Source organism: Burkholderia sp. Ax-1724 (assembly GCF_011752995.1).
In the GTDB taxonomy this organism is placed as follows: domain Bacteria; phylum Pseudomonadota; class Gammaproteobacteria; order Burkholderiales; family Burkholderiaceae; genus Paraburkholderia.
In genome coordinates this window covers 309,394-327,583 of record NZ_VWWL01000003.1, presented here as the reverse complement: position 1 = coordinate 327,583, position 18,190 = coordinate 309,394, and the positions used below count along the sequence as shown (strand labels likewise).

The following is an 18,190-nucleotide window of genomic DNA, read 5'->3' as shown; positions in this document are numbered from 1 at the left end:
GGTGGACAGCGGCATCCCTCGACAATGCATTGCGTAAAAGGTCACGAAAAACGGCGCAGAGATAACTCAGGAAGCTCGCGGAAGAACCACGCAGAGGCAGCACGGTAACGCCGTCCGCCCGCGATGCTGCAATGCACATCGACGGCGGATATCGACCCGGACAAGAAGCGCGCACCCTCATCGGTACGAGGCGTTCGCTCACAACAGAGCAATAGGACCAGGACATCGAATGGCGCAGCAAAAAACCAATCCCAAACTCGAACAGGCGCTGACGCGCGGCGATCTGGCGATCCGTCAGGCGAACTCGGCACGCGCAACCGCGTTGTTGCGCGCGCTGGCCAAGATGATCGTCGATGCGTCGGCGACCATCGGCGTGGAAGCCTTCACGTTGATCCACGACGGCGACAGGATCTACGATCCCGCCGATGGTTTGTGGCCGCAGGCATTGCTGATTTCGCTCGACGGTCCGGTCGAGGATACCGATCCCGACGAAGTGCGCACGGTGCGGCTTATCGCCGACGATCCGGGCACGGTGTTCCGCGTCGAGTGGCAGCGCGCCGACGGCAAGATCGGACGTCATGAGGGAGGACCGTTCGCGACGGTCGCGTTTATCTCGGACGTCGATATTCCGTGGACCGATGACGAGGATTGATCGGGAGCCAGACTGAGGCGCGGGAGCGCTGCGGTTCAACCCCGCGCGCGGACAGCATCGCGCGTGCCCGATGCCTTGCACGGGTGGCTCACGTTTCTTGCCTGGCGTGACGTGCAGGGTTCCACGGAGTGGGGGCCGCGGCTTGCCGCACTCGGCCTACTTCATCATCCTGCGGCGAAACAGAATCGCGGCTACGACGAAGCCACCCACCGCATACGCGGCCAGCACGCCCGCGTGCCACAGCGCGTGAGCGACCGGCCGCCCGAGCATGACCGGGCGCATCAGTTCGACCGCATGCGCGAGCGGCAACGCGCCGGTCGCGGCCTGCGCGGCGGCAGGCAGTTGCGAGGTCGGAAAGAACACGCCCGAGAGCAGCAGCATCGGCGTGAGCACGAGCGTCTGATAGAACATGAAAAAGTCGTACGACGGCGCGAGTGCCGTCACGATCATCGCGATGCTGGCGAAGGCGAGACCGGCCAGCACGATGACCGGCAAGCCGAGCAACATCGATGGAAAGCCCGCGTAGCCGAGCACGCCGGCCACGAGCATGATCGCGGCGCCCGACAGCATCGACTTGCTGGCTGCCCAGATCACCTCGCCGAGCACGATATCACCGAGCGTGAGCGGCGTGTGCATGATCGCTTCCCACGTGCGCTGCACGTGCATGCGCGAAAAGCCCGAATACATCGACTCGAAACTCGCCGACATCATCACGCTCGAAGCGACCGTGCCCGCCGCGAGAAACGCGATGTACGAGACGCCGTCGACGTGCCCGACCATCAGCCCGAGTCCGAGGCCGAGCCCGAACAGATAGATCATCGGGTCGGCGAGATTGCCGAACATCGACGCAAGCGCGAGCTTCTTCCAGACCAGATAGTTGCGGCGCCACACCGCGATCCAGTTCACGGCGTTGGCGGGGAAAGCGGCGAACGGTTCCTGTGCCGAAGGCGTGCCGCCGTGGGTTTCGTAGGTGCGTGCGTCCATGAGGTGTCTCGGGTTGTTCTCGCGTGCCCGGGGTTTGCCGGGTGCCTGCCTTGTGCCTGGTCCGTGCCTGCTTTGCGCGATTTTCTCGGTGGCGTCCCTTGTTTGCGGTTCCTGTCCGGTTGCCGCATCTATTGTGCGACGTCGCGGCTGCTTATGCCTTGCGTGCCGGGCATGTTTCGACGCCTCGTTTCGATGCGCGTTCTCAATCCTGCATCTCGCGGCCCGTGAGCCGCAAAAACACGTCTTCGAGATTCGCCGGCCGATGCAGATAGCGCAGATCGGCGCGCTGCTTGAGCCGCGCATGCACAGGCTGCGCGTCGTTCACGTAGCAGAACAGGGTTTCGCCGCTGATCTCGGTTCGCTCGGCGAGCGGCGCGAGTTCGTCGCGCAACGCAAGCGGGTCGGGGCCGTAGATCTCGATCACGTCGCAGCCGATCTCGGAGGCGATCAACTCGCTCGGCGCGCCCTCGGCGATCTTGCGTCCTTCCTCGATCACGCAGAGCCGATGACATAGCCGCTCGGCTTCTTCCATGAAGTGCGTGGTCAGCAGGATGGTTTTGCCGCGCGCGAGCAGCGAGCGCAACCGCTCCCAGATCAGATGCCGCGCCTGCGGATCGAGCCCGGTGGTCGGCTCGTCCATGATCAGCACGTCGGGGTCGTTGATGAGCGCACGCGCAAGCGTGAGGCGCCGCTTCATGCCGCCCGACAGTTCGCTCACGCGTGCGTCCGCCTTGCTTTCGAGCCGCGCGAATTCGAGCAGTCCGGGCACGGCCGCGCGGCATTGCGCGGCGCTCAAGCCAAAGTAGCGGCCGAACACGAGCAGGTTTTCGCGCACCGTGAAATCGGGATCGAGGTTGTCGAACTGCGGCACCACGCCGACGCGCGCCCGCGCCACGCGCGCACGGCCCGGAATCGGCTCGCCGCACAGGCGGATTTCGCCGGCATCGGGCGACGCGATGCCGAGCAGCATGCGCAAGGTCGTGGTCTTGCCCGCGCCGTTGGGGCCGAGCAGGCCGAAGCATTCGCCCGCATTGACATGGAACGACAATCCATCGACGACCGTTTTTTCGCCGTAGCTTTTCCTGACCTGATGGAATTCGATAGGGGCGGCAGGCATGGATCGATGAAGGCTCCGGAAGAACACGCTACGGCAGGCAATGGACGCGGTGCGCGCGGATGGCCGCAACGGCTACGAAAGCAGTCCATTCTAGGGCATTGTCGAGCGAAGACGCCTGCAGCCCTGTTGGGCGTAGACGCGTGTTGGACATCCTTCAGGCACCTATCGTGCTGGGGAATCGATGCTCGGGGGCGACGCTGAACGGAGCGTCGCCACGCCACGCGATATTTTTTGCGCTGCCATATTTGCGTGCAAAACCGGGCCGATGCCGCCGCAACGTCCGTGCGGCCTGCATTAACCTGTAGCGACTACGCACTTAGCGTTTTCCATCTCTTGCAAGCTGAATTGCGGCGCACCATGATTGACTCAGACCGCGCTTTCCGCGCGAAGGGAGAAAATGATGGCGAGCTACCAGAAAATCCTGTTGTGCTACGACGGCTCGCGCGAAGGCCGTAAAGCCCTGCGTTGCGGCGCCGATCTGGCGTTGGACCTGAAGGCGGAAACGCATTTGCTGTCGGTGGTCGACATGCGTTCCAGCATCGCGCAAAGCGCGGGCCTGTTGACCGACGTGGCCTGTGGCAGCTTCGAAAAAACCGCCCGCGAGATTCTGCAGGAGGGCGTGAACTGGCTGACCGAGCGCGGCGTGAACGCACAAGGGCATTTCGCGTTCGGCCATCCGATCGACGAGATCGCCAATCTCGCCAATGAGTTGCAGGTCGATCTCGTGGTGGTCGGTCATCGCTGCCGGACCGGCTTGTCGCGCTGGTGGATGGGCGCGGGTAATACGCCGCTGCTCGATCGCGTGTCGTGCAGCATTCTGGTCGCGTGTTCGTCGGTGCAGGAGCAGCAGCAGGCCGCGGCCTGACGCGGTGATGTACCGATGAGCGTTGCCTGAGCAACGCTTGCTTATGCAAGATGAGGCACGATCACGCGCGGGATTTCGACATGGCGCGATCGTGCATGAGAGTTGACGCGTGCGGCTCGTTGCGTGCCGGTCTGAATGAGGGCTTGCACGAAGGTCTGAATGACGGCCTGAATAACGGCGAGCGCCATTGAAAGACCTCGATGCGGTATCGAACAGCGCCGGGCGTATCGAAACGCTTGTCGCATCCTGTCGAGTGGCCGGCTACGATAGCCGGCCACTCGTCCATTCAGATCAAACTTCCCATTCACTCGTTCAGATTGATCGCGGCGAGCTTCCACGTGATCAGACCTTCGCGGCGGAAGATGGCCGAGTAGTTCGCATTGCCTTCGCCGCGCCGGTACGTGATGACGAATTCATTGAGGCTGCGATAACCGGCCGTGCTTTGCCGCGCGGGCGGTGCCGCATTCGGTTGATTGGTGTTGTTTGCGGCGGGTGGCGCCGGCTGGCCTTCCGTGCCCGCGGCAGGCGGTGCCGCCGGCTGCTCGCCCGGGGTGCCGCGTGGCGGCATGCCGTTCAGCAGGGCCGCGACACCGTCTGGTGTCGCATAGGCATCGACGAGCGGACCGATCAACGTCACGCCGATCACCGCGCCAATCGTGGCTATCTTGTTACCGGCGTCCGCTTCGAGCCGGCGCGTCAGCATGTCGGCCACCTGCAGCTTGAGGCTGTCGCGTAACGCGGGAAAGTCGACGTATGAATTGACGGTTTGCACGTCTCGCGCATCGGCCGCGCGTTTGAGATTGTTCACCGCGATATACGGCGACGCATAAATAAACCCTAGCGCGGCAATCACGATGACCACGATCAACGTGATAAGTAGTGGCCGGGTGGCACTGCCATGGATGCGTTTCTGAACTCTCATCGGATCGGACTCTCCCGTCAGGTTGGGTCTAACGTGGACCACGGCGAGGACGAAACGATCCCAATATCACGCGAATACCTGAACACAGGAAGTACGCTCCGCGTTCATTCACAAATTATTCAGGACTCGCTCAGAATTTGCTCAGGACTCGAACACCGCGCCGTGCATATTGGCTTCGTCGGCTATGCAGCGATCGATCATACGGCATACGGCCTCGATCGTGCCGACCATGATTAATCGCGATGGCCCATGATAGACGCGCACCGGCGCGCGACGCGACGGCTCGGCCGTATTCAAGCCCGAATTCAGCGAGACGCGCGCGAATGCCGGCAACGACGACGGCAAGCCGGAGCTTGAAGCGGGCTCGTCGAACAGCGACGGCGTGTGCTCAGCGGGCGCTTCGATCAGTGGGCAGGGCGTGAGCTTGCGCAGATGGCGCAGACGGCCGAACTGGCGAAAAGGCAGCAGACGGGCAAGACGTTCCATGAGTCTCTCCAGGCGATGCGAGGTAAATGCAGCTTGGGTTGGACAAACCGGCGCGAGCGGTCCTGGCGGTACGGACGTACCAGCCAATCAGAACTCGCTCGGGCGGATCAGCCCTACGGCGATCCCTTCCAGCGCGAAATCCGCGCTGCCGGTTGCCACGAAGATGTTTTCGTAATCGGGGTTTTCCGCGATCAACTCAATGCCGTTCGAGCGGCGCTTCAGGCGCTTGACCGTGACGTCGTCGCCGAGCCGGGCAATGATGATCTGGCCGTCCTTCGCTTCGCTGCGCTTTTGCACCGCGAGCAGGTCGCCGTCGAGAATGCCCGCGTCGCGCATCGACAGGCCACGCACCTTCAGCAGGTAGTCGGGCTTGCTCGAGAACAGCGCCGGGTCGCATGCGTAGTGCTGCGAGATATGTTCCTGCGCGAGGATCGGGCTACCCGCCGCGACCCGGCCGATGAGCGGCAGCGACAACTGCATGAGGCCCGCGTGCGGCAGCGTGAACTGGTGCGGCGCATCATCCTGCCCGGACAGCAGGCGGATGCCGCGCGAGGCGCCGGCCGCGAGCTCGATCACGCCCTTGCGGGCCAGCGCGCGCAGATGTTCTTCCGCCGAATTGGCCGAGCTGAAACCCAGTTCGGCCGCGATTTCGGCGCGGGTGGGCGGAAAGCCGGTGCGTTCGATCGCGCGGCGGATCAGATCGAAAACCTGCTGCTGTCGTGCGGTGAGTTTTGTCATGGCCACTGTATGTATGAACAGGTGACTGTATTTTTATACAGTATTCGGCGCATTTCAAGCTTTACTTTAAGTTCTCGAAACGGGGGACGTTCCGGCGTCGCTTTGGGGCGTCATCGCGGCTGTTTGGTCGTTACAGCGCCGCGCCCGTCTGCCGTTACCACTTTTGCGTATTAAAAAATGAAGAAACATTATTTTTAATGATGAAAGCGCTTCGATAGACTGGCTTCCGGGTTGGCGCTCATGTGCACGTGACCGCGACGCAAAACAACAGCAGATTCGCCGAGGCGGATCATCACGCGGAGAAAAGTTGACATGAACCATCGGCAGACGGGGCTTACGGGCAGGACGAAACGATTCATCGCGGCATTGGCCGTCGGCGCGGCGGGCGCGCTCGGCATGTTCGGCGCGAGCGGGGCGGCGTATGCCGACACGACGCTGCTCAACGTGTCCTACGACCCGACGCGCGAGCTGTACCAGGACATCAATCAGGCCTTCGGCAAGGAATGGAAGGCGAAGACCGGCGAGACCGTCAATTTCAGGCAGTCGCACGGCGGCTCGGGCGCACAGGCGCGCTCGGTGCTCGACGGCCTGCAGGCCGACGTCGTGACACTGGCGCTCGCTTACGACATCGACGCGCTCGCGAACAAGGGCCTCGTCGACAAAAACTGGCAGAAGCGCCTGCCCGACAATGCCTCGCCCTACACGTCGACGATCGTGTTCCTCGTGCGCAAGGGCAACCCGAAGCACATCAAGGACTGGGACGATCTCGTCAAGCCGGGCGTGTCGATCGTCACGCCGAATCCGAAAACCTCGGGCGGCGCGCGCTGGAACTACCTCGCCGCGTGGGCGTACGCCGAGCACCTGCCGGGCGGCAACGCGCAGACGGCGAAGGCGTTCGTCGGCAAGCTCTATAAAAACGCGGGCGTGCTCGATTCGGGCGCGCGCGGCGCGACCACGAGCTTCGTGCAGCGCGGGATCGGCGACGTGCTGATCGCCTGGGAAAACGAGGCGTTCCTGTCGCTGAAGGAATTCGGCCCGGACAAGTTCGAGATCGTCGTGCCGTCGGCGAGCATTCTTGCCGAGCCGCCGGTCGCGGTGGTCGACAAGGTCGTCGACAGGCATGGCACGCGCAAGCTCGCCGAGGCCTATCTGAACTTCCTCTATAGCGAAGAGGGCCAGGAGATCGGCGCGCGCAACTTCTATCGTCCGCGTTCGAACAAGGTGCCAGCCGAGCTGACCGCGAGGTTTCCGAAGCTGAAGCTCTACACGGTGGACGATTCGTTCGGCGGCTGGGCTAACGCGCAGAAGACCCATTTCGCGGACGGCGGCGTGTTCGATTCGATCTATCAGCCGCAGTAACAGCGGTTGCCGCCGCGCCTGAAAACGAGCGCGGCGGCAATGCCGCATCAGGCAGCATAAGACGACATAAGGCAACGCGCGGCGCGGCGGCGCGCGGGCCATCCGCCGCGCGAGCATCAACCCTGAACGAGTATCCAGCATGACCACGTTGACCTTTCGCAAGCCGAGCGCATTGCCCGGCTTCGGCCTGACACTCGGCATCACGGTGGCGTACCTGAGCCTCGTGGTGCTGATTCCGTTGGCATCGACCTTTCTGAAGACCTCGACGCTCGACTGGGACCAGTTCGTGCGCGCGGTCACCTCGCCGCGCGTGCTCGCGTCGTATCGGCTGACGTTCTTCTCGGCGCTCGGCGGCGCGCTCATCAACGCGGCGTTCGGCTTTCTCGTCGCGTGGGTGCTGGTGCGCTACACGTTTCCGTTCAAGCGCATCGTCGATGCGGTCGTCGATCTGCCGTTCGCGCTGCCGACCTCGGTGGCCGGCATTTCGCTCGCGGCCGTGTATGCGGGCAACGGCTGGATCGGCCAGTTTCTCGTGCCGCTCGGCATCAGGATCGCGTTCACGCCGGCCGGCGTGCTGGTCGCGCTGACGTTCATCGGCCTGCCGTTCGTGGTGCGCACGGTGCAGCCGGTGCTGGAGGAGTTCGAACGCGAGCAGGAAGAGGCGGCCGCCTGCCTCGGCGCGTCGCGCTGGCTCACGTTTCGCCGCGTCGTGCTGCCGGCCGTGTTGCCGGCGCTGCTGACCGGCTTCGCGCTCGCCTTTGCGCGCGCGCTCGGCGAATACGGCTCGGTGATCTTCATCGCCGGCAACGTGCCGATGAAATCGGAGATCACGTCGCTGCTCATCATCACGAAGCTCGAACAGTACGACTACGCGGGCGCGACCGCGCTCGCGGTCGTGATGCTGATCGTGTCGTTCCTGATGCTGCTGTTCATCAATACGTTGCAGTGGTATTTGCAGCGGCGCACGAGCCGCGGCGGCGCGGGGCCCGTGCCGCAGGGGCCGGCGGGCGGCGCCGTGAGCAACGCGGCGAGCGGCGCCACCGGCACGGCAACCAGCCATGCAGCGCGGGTCGCGGCAGTCGGCGGAGGTGCGCAATGAGCGGCCGTTCTACGAACCCGGGCAACCACGCGAACGGTGCCAGCGAAGTGCAGGGCGCAAATTCCACGCGGGCCCGCGCCAGTGCGTCGCTTGACACCTCGCTTGGCACCTCGCCTGATACGTCACTCAACACGTCGCCCGGCGTGCCGCGCCGGCCCGATCCGGTCAGCGAGCCGCCGGCGGTGCGCTGGCTGCTGACCGGCATCGCGCTGCTGTTTCTCGCGCTGTTCCTCGTCGTGCCGCTTGTCGCCGTGTTCTATCAGGCGCTTGCCAAGGGGCTGGGCTTTTACTTCGAGTCGCTCGCCGATCCCGATGCGCTCTCGGCCATCAAGCTCACGCTGCTGACCGCCGCGATCGCCGTGCCGCTCAATCTCGGGTTCGGTCTCGCAGCGTCGTGGTGTATCGCGAAGTTCGAGTTTCGCGGCAAGGCGCTGCTGACCACGCTGATCGATCTGCCGTTCTCGGTCTCGCCGGTCATCTCGGGTTTGATTTACGTGCTGATGTTCGGCGCGCAGGGCTGGTTCGGCCCATGGCTCGCAGACCACGACGTGCAGATCATCTTCGCGGTGCCGGGCATCGTGCTTGCGACGATCTTCGTGACGTTCCCGTTCGTCGCGCGCGAACTGATTCCGCTGATGCAGGCGCAAGGCAACGACGAGGAAGAAGCCGCGCACGTGCTCGGCGCCTCGGGCTGGCAGATTTTCCGTCGCGTCACGCTGCCGAACATCAAATGGGGCCTGCTGTACGGCGTGATTCTCTGCAACGCGCGCGCGATGGGCGAGTTCGGCGCGGTGTCGGTGGTGTCGGGCCATATTCGCGGACAGACCGACACGATGCCGCTGCACGTCGAAATTCTCTACAACGAGTACAACTTCTCGGCAGCATTCGCCGTGGCGTCGCTGCTGGCGCTGCTCGCGCTCGTCACGCTCGGGCTCAAGCTGCTGGCCGAGCGCCATATGTCGGCGGAGCTGTCGGCCGCGCGCGAGGTGCCCGCGTATGCGGGGCCGGCGCCGGTGCCGTTGTCCACGGACACGAGCACGGGCACGCGGCCGGCCGGTGCGCCGTCCGCGCCTCATTCGTTTTTCGCCAACGCAACGCCTGCGTCGCAGCCACACCCGCTCAAGCAAGGAGAGCTGTAAATGGGTATCACCGTTCGTCACCTGCACAAGCGCTTCGGCGATTTCGTCGCGCTCGACAATGTCTCGCTCGACTTTCCGCCGGGCGAACTGGTCGCGCTGCTCGGGCCGTCGGGGTGCGGCAAGACCACGCTGCTGCGCGTGATCGCCGGTCTCGAATACGCGGACGCCGGCCAGGTCGTGCTGCAAGGTCAGGACGTCGCGGCGGTCGGCGCGCGCGAGCGTGAAGTCGGCTTCGTGTTCCAGCATTACGCGCTGTTCCGTCACATGACGGTGTTCGAGAACGTCGCGTTCGGTCTGCGCGTGAAGCCGCGCAAGGAGCGGCCTGCCGAGAGCGTGATTCGCGAGAAGGTGCATGAGCTGCTCAGGCTCGTGCAGCTCGACTGGCTCGCGCAGCGCTATCCGTCGGAGTTGTCGGGCGGGCAGCGGCAGCGTATCGCGCTCGCGCGTGCGCTCGCCGTGGAGCCGAAGGTGCTGCTGCTCGACGAGCCGTTCGGCGCGCTCGACGCGAAGGTGCGCAAGGAGTTGCGCAGCTGGCTGCGGCGTCTGCACGACGATCTGCATATCTCGACGATCTTCGTCACGCACGACCAGGAAGAAGCGCTCGAAGTGGCCGACCGCATCGTCGTGCTCAATCGCGGCCACGTCGAGCAGGTGGGCAGCCCGCAGGACGTCTACGATCATCCGCAGACGCCGTTCGTCTACGAGTTTCTCGGCGCGGCGAACCGTCTGCATGGCAACGTCGACGCACAGGGCTTCGTGGTCGATGGCGCGGCTTTGCCGGTCGCGATCGCGGCCGGTTTCAGCGGGCCGGCGTTCGCCTACGTGCGGCCGCACGATCTGCAACTGTATCCGCAGACGGCGGGGCATCGCGAGGGTATCGTGGTGGACGTGCAGCGCGTCGTGACGCTTGGCGGTTCGGTGCGCGTCGAACTCGCGGGCCGCGAGGGCAATCTGCTCGAAGCGGAACTCGATCGCGAGACGTGGCGCGATCTGCAACTGGCGGTCGGCGATGGCGTGACCGCGGTGCCGCGCGCGTTGCGCGTGTTTCCCGCGCAGTGAGAGGGGGGCGCCGCCGCGCGGCGCGCATGACAGGAGAGCAACGTATCGGCCGGACCCGGCGGTTGCGCCGGGTGAGTGGCTTCAAAGCGGTGACTGCAAATCGGCTTCAATAACTCAACATAACTCAACTCTGGCTGAACCGGAGACACATCGATGAATTTCCAGCAATTGCGCTTCGTGCGCGAGGCCGTGCGGCAGAACATGAACCTGACCGAGGTTGCGAACGTGCTGTACACGTCGCAGTCGGGCGTGTCGAAACAGATCAAGGATCTCGAGGACGAACTCGGCGTCGACATCTTCATCCGCCGCGGCAAGCGGCTCACGGGCCTGACCGAGCCGGGCAAGGCCGTGCATCAACTGATCGAGCGGATGCTGCTCGACGCGGAGAATCTGCGCCGCGTGGCGCGTCAGTACGCGGATCAGGACAGCGGCCATCTGGTCGTGGCGACCACCCACACGCAGGCGCGCTACGCGCTGCCGAAGGTGGTCCGGCAGTTCACCTCGGTGTTCCCGAAGGTGCATCTGGCGCTGCGCCAGGGCAGCCCGCAGCAGATCGCGCAGATGATTATCAACGGCGAGGCCGACATCGGCATCTCGACCGAAGCGCTCGACCGCTTCCCCGACATCGTCACGTTCCCGTGCTATTCGTGGCATCACGTGGTGGTCGTGCCGAAGGGGCATCCGCTCGTGGGCCGCGAAAATCTGACGCTCGACGAGATCGCCGAATTCCCGATCGTCACCTACGACCAGGACTTCACGGGCCGCTCGCATATCGACCAGGCGTTCGCGAAAGCAGGTGCGTTGCCCGACGTCGTGCTGACCGCGATCGACGCCGACGTGATCAAGACCTACGTCGAACTCGGCATGGGCATCGGCGTGGTCGCGGCGATGGCCTACGATCCGAAACGCGACACCGAACTCGTCGCGCTCGACACGCAGCATCTGTTCGAGGCCAGCACGACGCGCGTCGGCTTGCGCAAGGGCGCGTTTTTGCGCGCCTACGCGTACCGGCTGATCGAAATGTTCGCGCCGCAGTTGAGCGAGGCCGATATCGCGGCGCAGTTGCGCGAGGCGGTGTGAGCGGGCGATGAGGGCGCCGGGTCCTTGAGACTGGGGTGCGTCTTCGCGGCGCCCGCGTGATGCCTTCATGATGCCCATCGCCTAATGCCCTCACGACACCCGCACGCGCCGCTCAAGCCTTGCGGGCTCCCGGTTTTCCATACATGGCGGCGGCTGGCGCATCGCTTACAATCGCCGCCATGAATACTTCCACTTCCTCTTCGCCGGTTTCTCCCGGCCACGGCGCGGCGCCGTCGCTGCCGCGCATCGCCGTGCTCGCGACCGGCGGCACGATCGCCGGCGCGGCCGCGGATGCGGCCAATACCTCGGGCTATCAGGCGGGCGTCGTCGGCGTCGAGCAGTTGCTCGCGGCAGTGCCGGCGTTGTCCGCGGTCGCGCGGATCGCACCCGAGCAGATCGCCAGCGTCGACAGCAAGGACATGGCGCTACCGCTATGGAGCACGCTGGCGCAACGCATCGACACGCTGCTCGCGAGCGAGGACGTCGACGGCGTCGTGGTCACGCACGGCACCGATACGCTCGAAGAAACCGCCTACCTGCTGCATCTGACCGTCAAGTCGGACAAGCCCGTCGTGCTGACCGCGGCGATGCGGCCGGCCTCGGCGTTGTCGGCCGATGGTCCGCTGAATCTGCTGAATGCTGTGACGGTGGCCGGGCATGCGTCGGCGCGCGGGCAGGGCGTGCTGGTGGCGTTCAACAACCGCATTCATAGTGCGCGCGACGTCGTCAAGACGAGCACCTATGCGGTCGACGCGTTCCAGTCGCCGGAGATCGGCGCGCTGGGCTGGGTGCAGGACGGCCGCGTCGAATTTCAGCGCGGCGTGGTGCGCGCGCATACGCTCGCGAGCGAATTCGCGAGCGGCGCGCAGTGGCCGCATGTGGAGATCGTCGCGAGCTATGCGGGCGTCTCGCGGCTTGCCGTCGATGCGCTCGTCGCGGCCGGTGTGCGCGGCATCGTCGTGGCGGGCACGGGCAATGGCTCGATCCATCAGACGCTGCAGCAGGCGCTGGCCGAGGCGGTGACGCGCGGCGTCGCGGTGGTGCGCGCGTCGCGCGTCGGCTCGGGCCACGTGATGCGCAACGGCGCGGCCGCCGACGACGCGCTCGGTTTCGTCAGCGCAGGTTCGCTGAATCCGTACAAGGCGCGGGTGCTGCTGATGCTGGCGCTGGGCGCGGGCCATACGGCGCCGGCCGTGCTGCAGAAGGTGTTCGATACGTATTGATTGACGGCCCGGCGGTGTGAGCCGATGCGAGCCGGTGAGCGCCGATCAGGCGTCGGATCGGCAACGCGCGCCGCCTGCAGCGATGTGACGACGGTTCCAGCGGATGGCCGCTCGACCCGAAGTAGAGTCCAGGATTGTGATTCCTGTCGTCAACGCGGCGTTTGGCAGAGCGCGGGAAACCCGCTCAAAGAATCGCCACGACAACCGATCCGACAGCCGGACACCCGACGACGACGTCTGACCGACCAAGGCTTCCCCGCCTTCGCCGGGTGCCGCTGCGGACCCCACTTGCCGCTCTCAGCCCAGAGCGGCACGATTTGCCCGTTGCGCCGCGCGGACAGCCGAAGCTGCCGCGCGACCAACAGGCGCCCCACCTGTGCTTGCCGGGACGCCGCCCGCCGATGCCGGGCCGCGGGCCATGGCGGCGGGCCGAAGTCGGCCGCGATTGGTAACCGTCGTCGGCAACCGGCAATAGCCACGAATAGCCGGCAATAAATAGCCAGCAACAACCGCCGGCAAGCTCAACCGCGAAAACCGGAACCTCAGGCCGCCTTCGCTTCCTCACCGCCCGGCGCCTGCGCGACCTCATGGTTCGCCATGATTTCGAGGGCGCGCACCATCGCCGAGTGATCCCACGCCTTGCCGCCGTTCGCCGCGCACACGCTGAACAGTTGCTGCGCGCTCGCGGTATGCGGCAGCGCGATACCGAGCTTGCGCGCGCCGTCGAGCGCGAGGTTCAGGTCCTTCTGATGCAGCTCGATGCGAAAGCCCGGGTTGAAGGTGCGCTTCGTCATGCGCTCGCCGTGCACTTCGAGAATCCGCGACGACGCGAAGCCGCCCATCAGCGCGCGGCGCACGCGTTCCGGATCGGCGCCCGAGCGCGACGCGAACAGCAGCGCTTCGGCCACCGCCTCGATGTTCAGCGCGACGATGATCTGGTTCGCGACCTTGCAGGTCTGGCCCGCGCCGTTCTCGCCGATCAGCGAGATGTTCCTGCCCATCAGCTCGAACAGCGGTTTCGCCAGCGCAAAGGCTTGCTCGGGACCGCCGACCATGATCGTCAGCGTCGCGTCGCGCGCGCCGATTTCGCCGCCGGATACCGGCGCGTCGAGATAGTCGGCACCGAGCGCGTTGATCTTCTTCGCGAATACCTGCGTGTCGAGCGGCGAGATCGAGCTCATGTCGATCACGAGCTTGCCTCGCGTGAGGCCGGCGGCGACGCCGTCGTCGGCGAACAGCACGTTGGCGACGTCGGGCGTGTCCGGCACCATGATGATGACGATGTCGGCGGCCTGCGCGACGGCGGTCGAACTGGCGGCCACGCTGGCCGTTTTCGCGATGTCGTCCGGCACCGGATACGCGCCGTTCACGAACAGCGCGTGACCGCCCTTGATGAGGTTGCGCGCCATGTGCGCGCCCATGATGCCGAGGCCGATGAAACCGATCTTTGCCATGTGTCTGAATCTCCAGGGTGATAGGGAGGCGTGCGTCAGGCCGCTTCAGGGGACCATGAGGAAACCGAAGCAGGCTCAGGCCGCCGCGTGCGCCGCGCCGCGCGATTGACCGGCCACGCTGTGCAGCCAGCCGAGGCCGGCCTCGGTCGTCGCACGCGGCTTGTATTCGCAGCCGACATAACCGTCGTAGCCGAGCGAGTCGAGCCGCGCGAACAGATACGGGTAGTTGATTTCGCCGCTGCCCGGTTCGTGCCGCCCGGGGTTGTCGGCAAGCTGGATGTGCGCGATCTGCGCGAGGTTCTTTTCGATCGTCGCGGCGAGTTCGCCTTCCATCCGTTGCATGTGATAGATGTCGTATTGCAGGAACAGATTGTCCGAGCCGACCTCGCGAATCACGTCGAGCCCGTCGCGCGAACGGTTCAGCGCGAAGCCCGGAATGTCGTACGAGTTGCACGGCTCGACGAGCAGGCGGATGCCGGCTTTCTTCAGTTCGGCCGCGGCAAAGCGCAGGTTCCCGACGATCGTCGCGCGCGCGGTGTCGGCATCGATGCCCGTGCCCGGAATGCCGACGAGGCAGTTCAGTTGCGGCACCTTCAATGCGCTGGCGTACTCGATCGCGCGGTTGACGCCTTCCCGAAACTCGCCGACCCGATCGGGCAGGCACGCGATGCCGCGTTCGCCGGCGTCCCAGTTGCCCGCGGGCAGGTTGTGCAGCACGAGCTTCAGGCGGTTCTGCTGCAGACGGTCGCTCAAATCGGCGATCGAATACGGATACGGAAACAGGAATTCGACGGCATGAAAGCCGGCGTTGGCCGCGGCCGCGAAACGGTCGAGGAACGGCACTTCGTTGAACAGCATCGTCAGATTCGCTGCAAATTTCGGCATGGTGCGTGTGTCTCTCTGGTCGGTCAGGGCGGTCAGGGGAATCGCGCGCGCGGTTCTCGCGCGGCGAGGGCGGGGCGTTTCATGCGAACGACCCCGGCCCTCGCGCGCGGCATGCATCGCGTGCGCTACAGCTACGGCGGTGACGGCGGCCGCCGCGAGCGCGGCCGGCTCAAACTCAGGCCCGGTCTCAGTCCAGCAGGCTGATCGCGGTCGGTGCGTCCTCGTGCCTTTCGGCCAGTTCCTCGAACTCGTTGATCGCGTCGATCTCGGTGCCCATCGAGATATTGGTCACGCGTTCGAGAATCACTTCGACGATCACCGGCACGTTGAACTCGCCGAGCATCGACTGCGCCTTCTCCAGCGCCGGTTTCAGCTCTTCGGGCTTGAACACGCGAATCGCCTTGCAGCCGAGACCTTCGGCCACCGCCACGTGATCGACGCCATAGCCGTTCGTCTCCGGCGAATTGATGTTCTCGAAGCCGAGCTGCACGCAGTAGTCCATCTCGAACGCGCGCTGCGCCTGGCGGATCAACCCGAGATACGAGTTGTTCACGACCACATGCACGTACGGCAGCTTGAATTGCGCGCCGGCCGCGAGTTCCTCGATCATGAACTGGAAGTCGTAGTCGCCCGAGAGTGCGACGATCGGCCGTTGCGGATCGGCCGCGCGCACGCCGAGCGCCGCCGGAATCGTCCAGCCGAGCGGGCCGGCCTGGCCGCAGTTGATCCAGTTGCGCGCCTTGTAGACGTGCAGGAATTGCGCCGCGGCGATCTGCGACAAACCGATCGTGCTCACGTAGCAGGTATCGCGGCCGAACACCTGGTTCATCTCTTCGTAGACGCGCTGCGGCTTCATCGGCACGTTGTCGAAGTGCGTCTTGCGCAGCATCGTGCGCTTGCGCTCCTGGCAATCGGCAACCCATGCGCTGCGGTCCTTGAGCTTGCCCGCGGCCTTCCACTCGCCCGCCACGTCGACGAACAGTTCGAGCGCGGCCTTCGCGTCCGAGACGATGCCGAGATCGGGGCCGAACACGCGGCCGATCTGCGTCGGTTCGATATCGACGTGCACGAACTTGCGGCCCTTCGTATAGACGTCGACGCTGCCGGTGTGGCGGTTGGCCCAGCGGTTGCCGATGCCGAGCACGAAGTCGGAGGCGAGCATCGTCGCGTTGCCGTAGCGGTGCGAGGTCTGCAGACCGACCATGCCGGCCATCAACGGATGGTCGTCGGGAATCGCGCCCCACGACATCAGCGTCGGGATCACCGGCACGCCGACCGTTTCGGCGAACTTCACGAGCAGGTCTTCGGCCACGGCGTTCAGCACGCCGCCGCCCGAGACGATCAGCGGCTTGTCGGCCTCGTTGAGCAGCGCGAGCGCGGCTTCGATCTGTTTTCTCGTCGCCTTCGGCTTGTAGACAGGCAGCGGTTCGTACGTGTCGATGTCGAATTCGATTTCGGCGAGCTGCACGTCGATCGGCAGATCGACCAGCACCGGGCCCGGACGGCCCGAGCGCATCAGATGGAACGCCTGCTGGAACACGCGCGGCACCAGCGCCGGCTCGCGCACGGTCACGGCCCACTTGGTGACGGGCTTGGCAATCGATTCGATATCGACCGCCTGGAAGTCTTCCTTGTAGAGACGCGCGCGCGGCGCCTGGCCTGTGATAGCCAGAATAGGAATCGAGTCGGCCTGGGCGGAGTACAAACCGGTGATCATGTCGGTGCCAGCAGGCCCCGAGGTGCCGATGCACACGCCGATGTTGCCCGGCCGGGCGCGCGTGTAGCCTTCGGCCATGTGCGAGGCGCCCTCGACGTGGCGCGCAAGCACGTGGCTGATGCCGCCGGCTTTGCGCATCGCCGAGTAGAACGGGTTGATCGCGGCGCCCGGCACGCCGAACGCGGTATCGATACCTTCTTTTTCGAGCACCAGCACGGCGGCGTCGACGGCTCTCATTTTGGCCATGAATGTCTCCTCAATGTCTGGAAATGGGCAAACCAAAGTCTGTTGAGATGCACTTTAGGCCTGACCTAAAGGTTTGATAAGATCAGTTCGGGTCGCTTATTTCGAAACAAAAAGTATTGAATGGCGTGAAGCCCGACGGAGGGCCGGCGACAGCCGGCAGCAACCGGGCGGCAGACAGGTGGAAAACGGGTAGGAGACGGGTAGGAGACAGGCATGGACCGCTTCAAACAGATCGAAACCTTCGTGCGCGTCGCCGATGCGGGCAGTCTCGCGGCGGCGGCGCTCGAAGAGGGCGTGTCGCCGGTGATTCTCGGTCGCCGCATCGACGCGCTCGAAAAGCGCCTCGGCGTGAAGCTGATGTACCGCACGACGCGGCGGCTCGTGGTCAGCGAGGACGGCGCCGCGTTTCTCGAACGCTGCCGGGGCCTCCTCAGCGAATGGGATCAGGCCGAAAACGAACTGAGCGCGGGGCGCCGCGCGGTGAACGGCCATCTGATCGTGTCGGCGCCGGCCGCGTTCGGCCGCAAGCACGTCGCGCCGCTCGCGCCGGCGTTTCTCGCCGGCAAGCCCGAGTTGCAGATGTCGTTCAACCTGACCGACCGGGTCGTCGATCTGGTGCGCGAGGGCTACGACCTGTCGATCCGCATCGGCGGCACGGTCGATCCGAATTTCGTCGCGGTGAAGCTCGCCTCGAACCGGCGTGTGGTGTGCGGCACGCCCGAGTATTTCCGCCGTCACGGCAAGCCGAAGACGCTCGAAGACCTGCCGGCCCACAACTGCCTCGCGTTCAATCTGCAAGGCGGGCAGAACCGCGGCTGGTATTTCCGCCGCAACGGCAAGCTCGCGACGGTGCGCGTCGGCGGCACGCTCGATTGCAACGACGGCGAACTGCTGCACCGCTGGGTCTCGGAAGGGCTCGGGCTCGGCTGGCGCTCCACCTGGGAAATCCAGCAGCAGCTCGCGCGCGGCGAACTCGAAACCGTGCTCGACGAGTACGCGCTGCCCGATTACGACATCCTCGCGGTCTATCCGCAGCAGCGCTACGTGTCGGCACGCGTGCGCTATTTCATCGACTACCTGAAGGACGTGTACGCGAGCGACGACTATTGGAACCGGCCGTCTTACTAGCCTGCCAGCGCGCCGCGCCGGTCTTTTTGCGAATTTG

At 65.1% G+C, this 18,190-nt stretch carries 19 protein-coding genes; 10 read left to right on the top strand and 9 right to left on the bottom strand.

The annotated features are described in order from the left end of the window. Positions 1-229: 229 nt before the first annotated feature. Positions 230-652, top strand: coding sequence for a hypothetical protein (locus tag F3J19_RS05490; protein ID WP_167038580.1), 423 nt, complete (start codon positions 230-232; stop codon positions 650-652). Between the two features lie 156 nt (positions 653-808). Here F3J19_RS05490 and F3J19_RS05485 read toward each other — a convergent pair whose 3' ends face one another. Next, a complete protein-coding gene (locus F3J19_RS05485) occupies positions 809-1,636 on the bottom strand; it encodes an ABC transporter permease (RefSeq protein WP_167038578.1) in 828 nt (275 codons plus the stop codon). Between the two features lie 202 nt (positions 1,637-1,838). Next, positions 1,839-2,753: a nodulation factor ABC transporter ATP-binding protein NodI gene (gene nodI / locus F3J19_RS05480; RefSeq protein ID WP_167038576.1), complete on the bottom strand. Its 915-nt coding sequence runs from the start codon at positions 2,751-2,753 to the stop codon at positions 1,839-1,841. A 400-nt stretch (positions 2,754-3,153) separates the two neighbouring features. Between nodI and F3J19_RS05475 the strand changes: the two genes are divergently transcribed. Next, complete coding sequence (locus F3J19_RS05475) at positions 3,154-3,618, top strand: universal stress protein (RefSeq protein ID WP_167038692.1); 465 nt, start codon at positions 3,154-3,156, stop codon at positions 3,616-3,618. Positions 3,619-3,659: 41 nt separating this feature from the next. On the opposite strand, the gene F3J19_RS05470 is transcribed toward F3J19_RS05475, so the two are convergent. The 4 genes from F3J19_RS05470 to lexA all read right to left on the bottom strand — a co-directional run bounded on the left by F3J19_RS05470 (position 3,660) and on the right by lexA (position 5,764). Then, entirely contained in the window at positions 3,660-3,806 is a 147-nt protein-coding gene (locus F3J19_RS05470; RefSeq protein ID WP_167038574.1) for a hypothetical protein, read from the bottom strand. Between the two features lie 116 nt (positions 3,807-3,922). Further along, on the bottom strand, positions 3,923-4,540 hold the full coding sequence (locus F3J19_RS05465) for a DUF2939 domain-containing protein (protein WP_167038572.1): 618 nt from the start codon (positions 4,538-4,540) through the stop codon (positions 3,923-3,925). Positions 4,541-4,681: 141 nt separating this feature from the next. Further along, positions 4,682-5,026, bottom strand: a complete 345-nt coding sequence (locus F3J19_RS05460) for a hypothetical protein (RefSeq protein ID WP_167038570.1) — start codon at positions 5,024-5,026, stop codon at positions 4,682-4,684. Between the two features lie 87 nt (positions 5,027-5,113). Then, positions 5,114-5,764 carry a transcriptional repressor LexA gene (gene lexA, locus F3J19_RS05455; protein ID WP_167038568.1) on the bottom strand — a complete coding sequence of 217 codons (651 nt, stop codon included), beginning with the start codon at positions 5,762-5,764 and terminating at the stop codon, positions 5,114-5,116. A gap of 312 nt (positions 5,765-6,076) precedes the next feature. On the opposite strand from lexA, the gene F3J19_RS05450 reads away from it, so the two are divergent. From F3J19_RS05450 to F3J19_RS05425, 6 genes are all read left to right on the top strand, one after another. Then, the gene (locus F3J19_RS05450; protein ID WP_167038566.1) at positions 6,077-7,123 is read left to right on the top strand and encodes a sulfate ABC transporter substrate-binding protein; all 1,047 of its coding nucleotides are present in this window, start codon (positions 6,077-6,079) and stop codon (positions 7,121-7,123) included. Between the two features lie 139 nt (positions 7,124-7,262). Then, positions 7,263-8,222 carry a sulfate ABC transporter permease subunit CysT gene (cysT, locus tag F3J19_RS05445; protein ID WP_240158753.1) on the top strand — a complete coding sequence of 320 codons (960 nt, stop codon included), beginning with the start codon at positions 7,263-7,265 and terminating at the stop codon, positions 8,220-8,222. Then, positions 8,219-9,361, top strand: coding sequence for a sulfate ABC transporter permease subunit CysW (cysW, locus tag F3J19_RS05440; RefSeq protein ID WP_240158751.1), 1,143 nt, complete (start codon positions 8,219-8,221; stop codon positions 9,359-9,361). The genes cysT and cysW overlap by 4 nt, the downstream gene beginning before the upstream one ends. Continuing rightward, positions 9,362-10,420, top strand: coding sequence for a sulfate ABC transporter ATP-binding protein (locus tag F3J19_RS05435; protein WP_167038564.1), 1,059 nt, complete (start codon positions 9,362-9,364; stop codon positions 10,418-10,420). A gap of 153 nt (positions 10,421-10,573) precedes the next feature. Continuing rightward, positions 10,574-11,500, top strand: coding sequence for a CysB family HTH-type transcriptional regulator (locus F3J19_RS05430; protein ID WP_167038562.1), 927 nt, complete (start codon positions 10,574-10,576; stop codon positions 11,498-11,500). A 179-nt stretch (positions 11,501-11,679) separates the two neighbouring features. After that, on the top strand, positions 11,680-12,723 hold the full coding sequence (locus tag F3J19_RS05425; RefSeq protein ID WP_167038560.1) for an asparaginase: 1,044 nt from the start codon (positions 11,680-11,682) through the stop codon (positions 12,721-12,723). 542 nt (positions 12,724-13,265) lie between these two features. On the opposite strand, the gene F3J19_RS05420 is transcribed toward F3J19_RS05425, so the two are convergent. Together F3J19_RS05420 and hyi are read right to left on the bottom strand one after the other, a co-directional pair. Next, entirely contained in the window at positions 13,266-14,177 is a 912-nt protein-coding gene (locus F3J19_RS05420) for a 2-hydroxy-3-oxopropionate reductase (RefSeq protein WP_167038559.1), read from the bottom strand. Positions 14,178-14,252: 75 nt separating this feature from the next. Then, positions 14,253-15,062, bottom strand: coding sequence for a hydroxypyruvate isomerase (gene hyi / locus F3J19_RS05415; RefSeq protein ID WP_167038557.1), 810 nt, complete (start codon positions 15,060-15,062; stop codon positions 14,253-14,255). 81 nt (positions 15,063-15,143) lie between these two features. Here hyi and F3J19_RS32965 point away from each other — a divergent pair, with 81 nt between their 5' ends. Continuing rightward, a complete protein-coding gene (locus F3J19_RS32965) occupies positions 15,144-15,266 on the top strand; it encodes a hypothetical protein (protein WP_275691487.1) in 123 nt (40 codons plus the stop codon). Here F3J19_RS32965 and gcl read toward each other — a convergent pair. Next, entirely contained in the window at positions 15,250-17,025 is a 1,776-nt protein-coding gene (gene gcl, locus F3J19_RS05410) for a glyoxylate carboligase (protein WP_167038555.1), read from the bottom strand. The genes F3J19_RS32965 and gcl overlap by 17 nt on opposite strands. A 213-nt stretch (positions 17,026-17,238) precedes the next feature. On the opposite strand from gcl, the gene F3J19_RS05405 reads away from it, so the two are divergent. After that, positions 17,239-18,153 (top strand): substrate binding domain-containing protein, encoded by a 915-nt coding sequence (locus tag F3J19_RS05405; protein ID WP_167038553.1) that lies wholly within the window; start codon positions 17,239-17,241, stop codon positions 18,151-18,153. Positions 18,154-18,190: the final 37 nt, after the last annotated feature.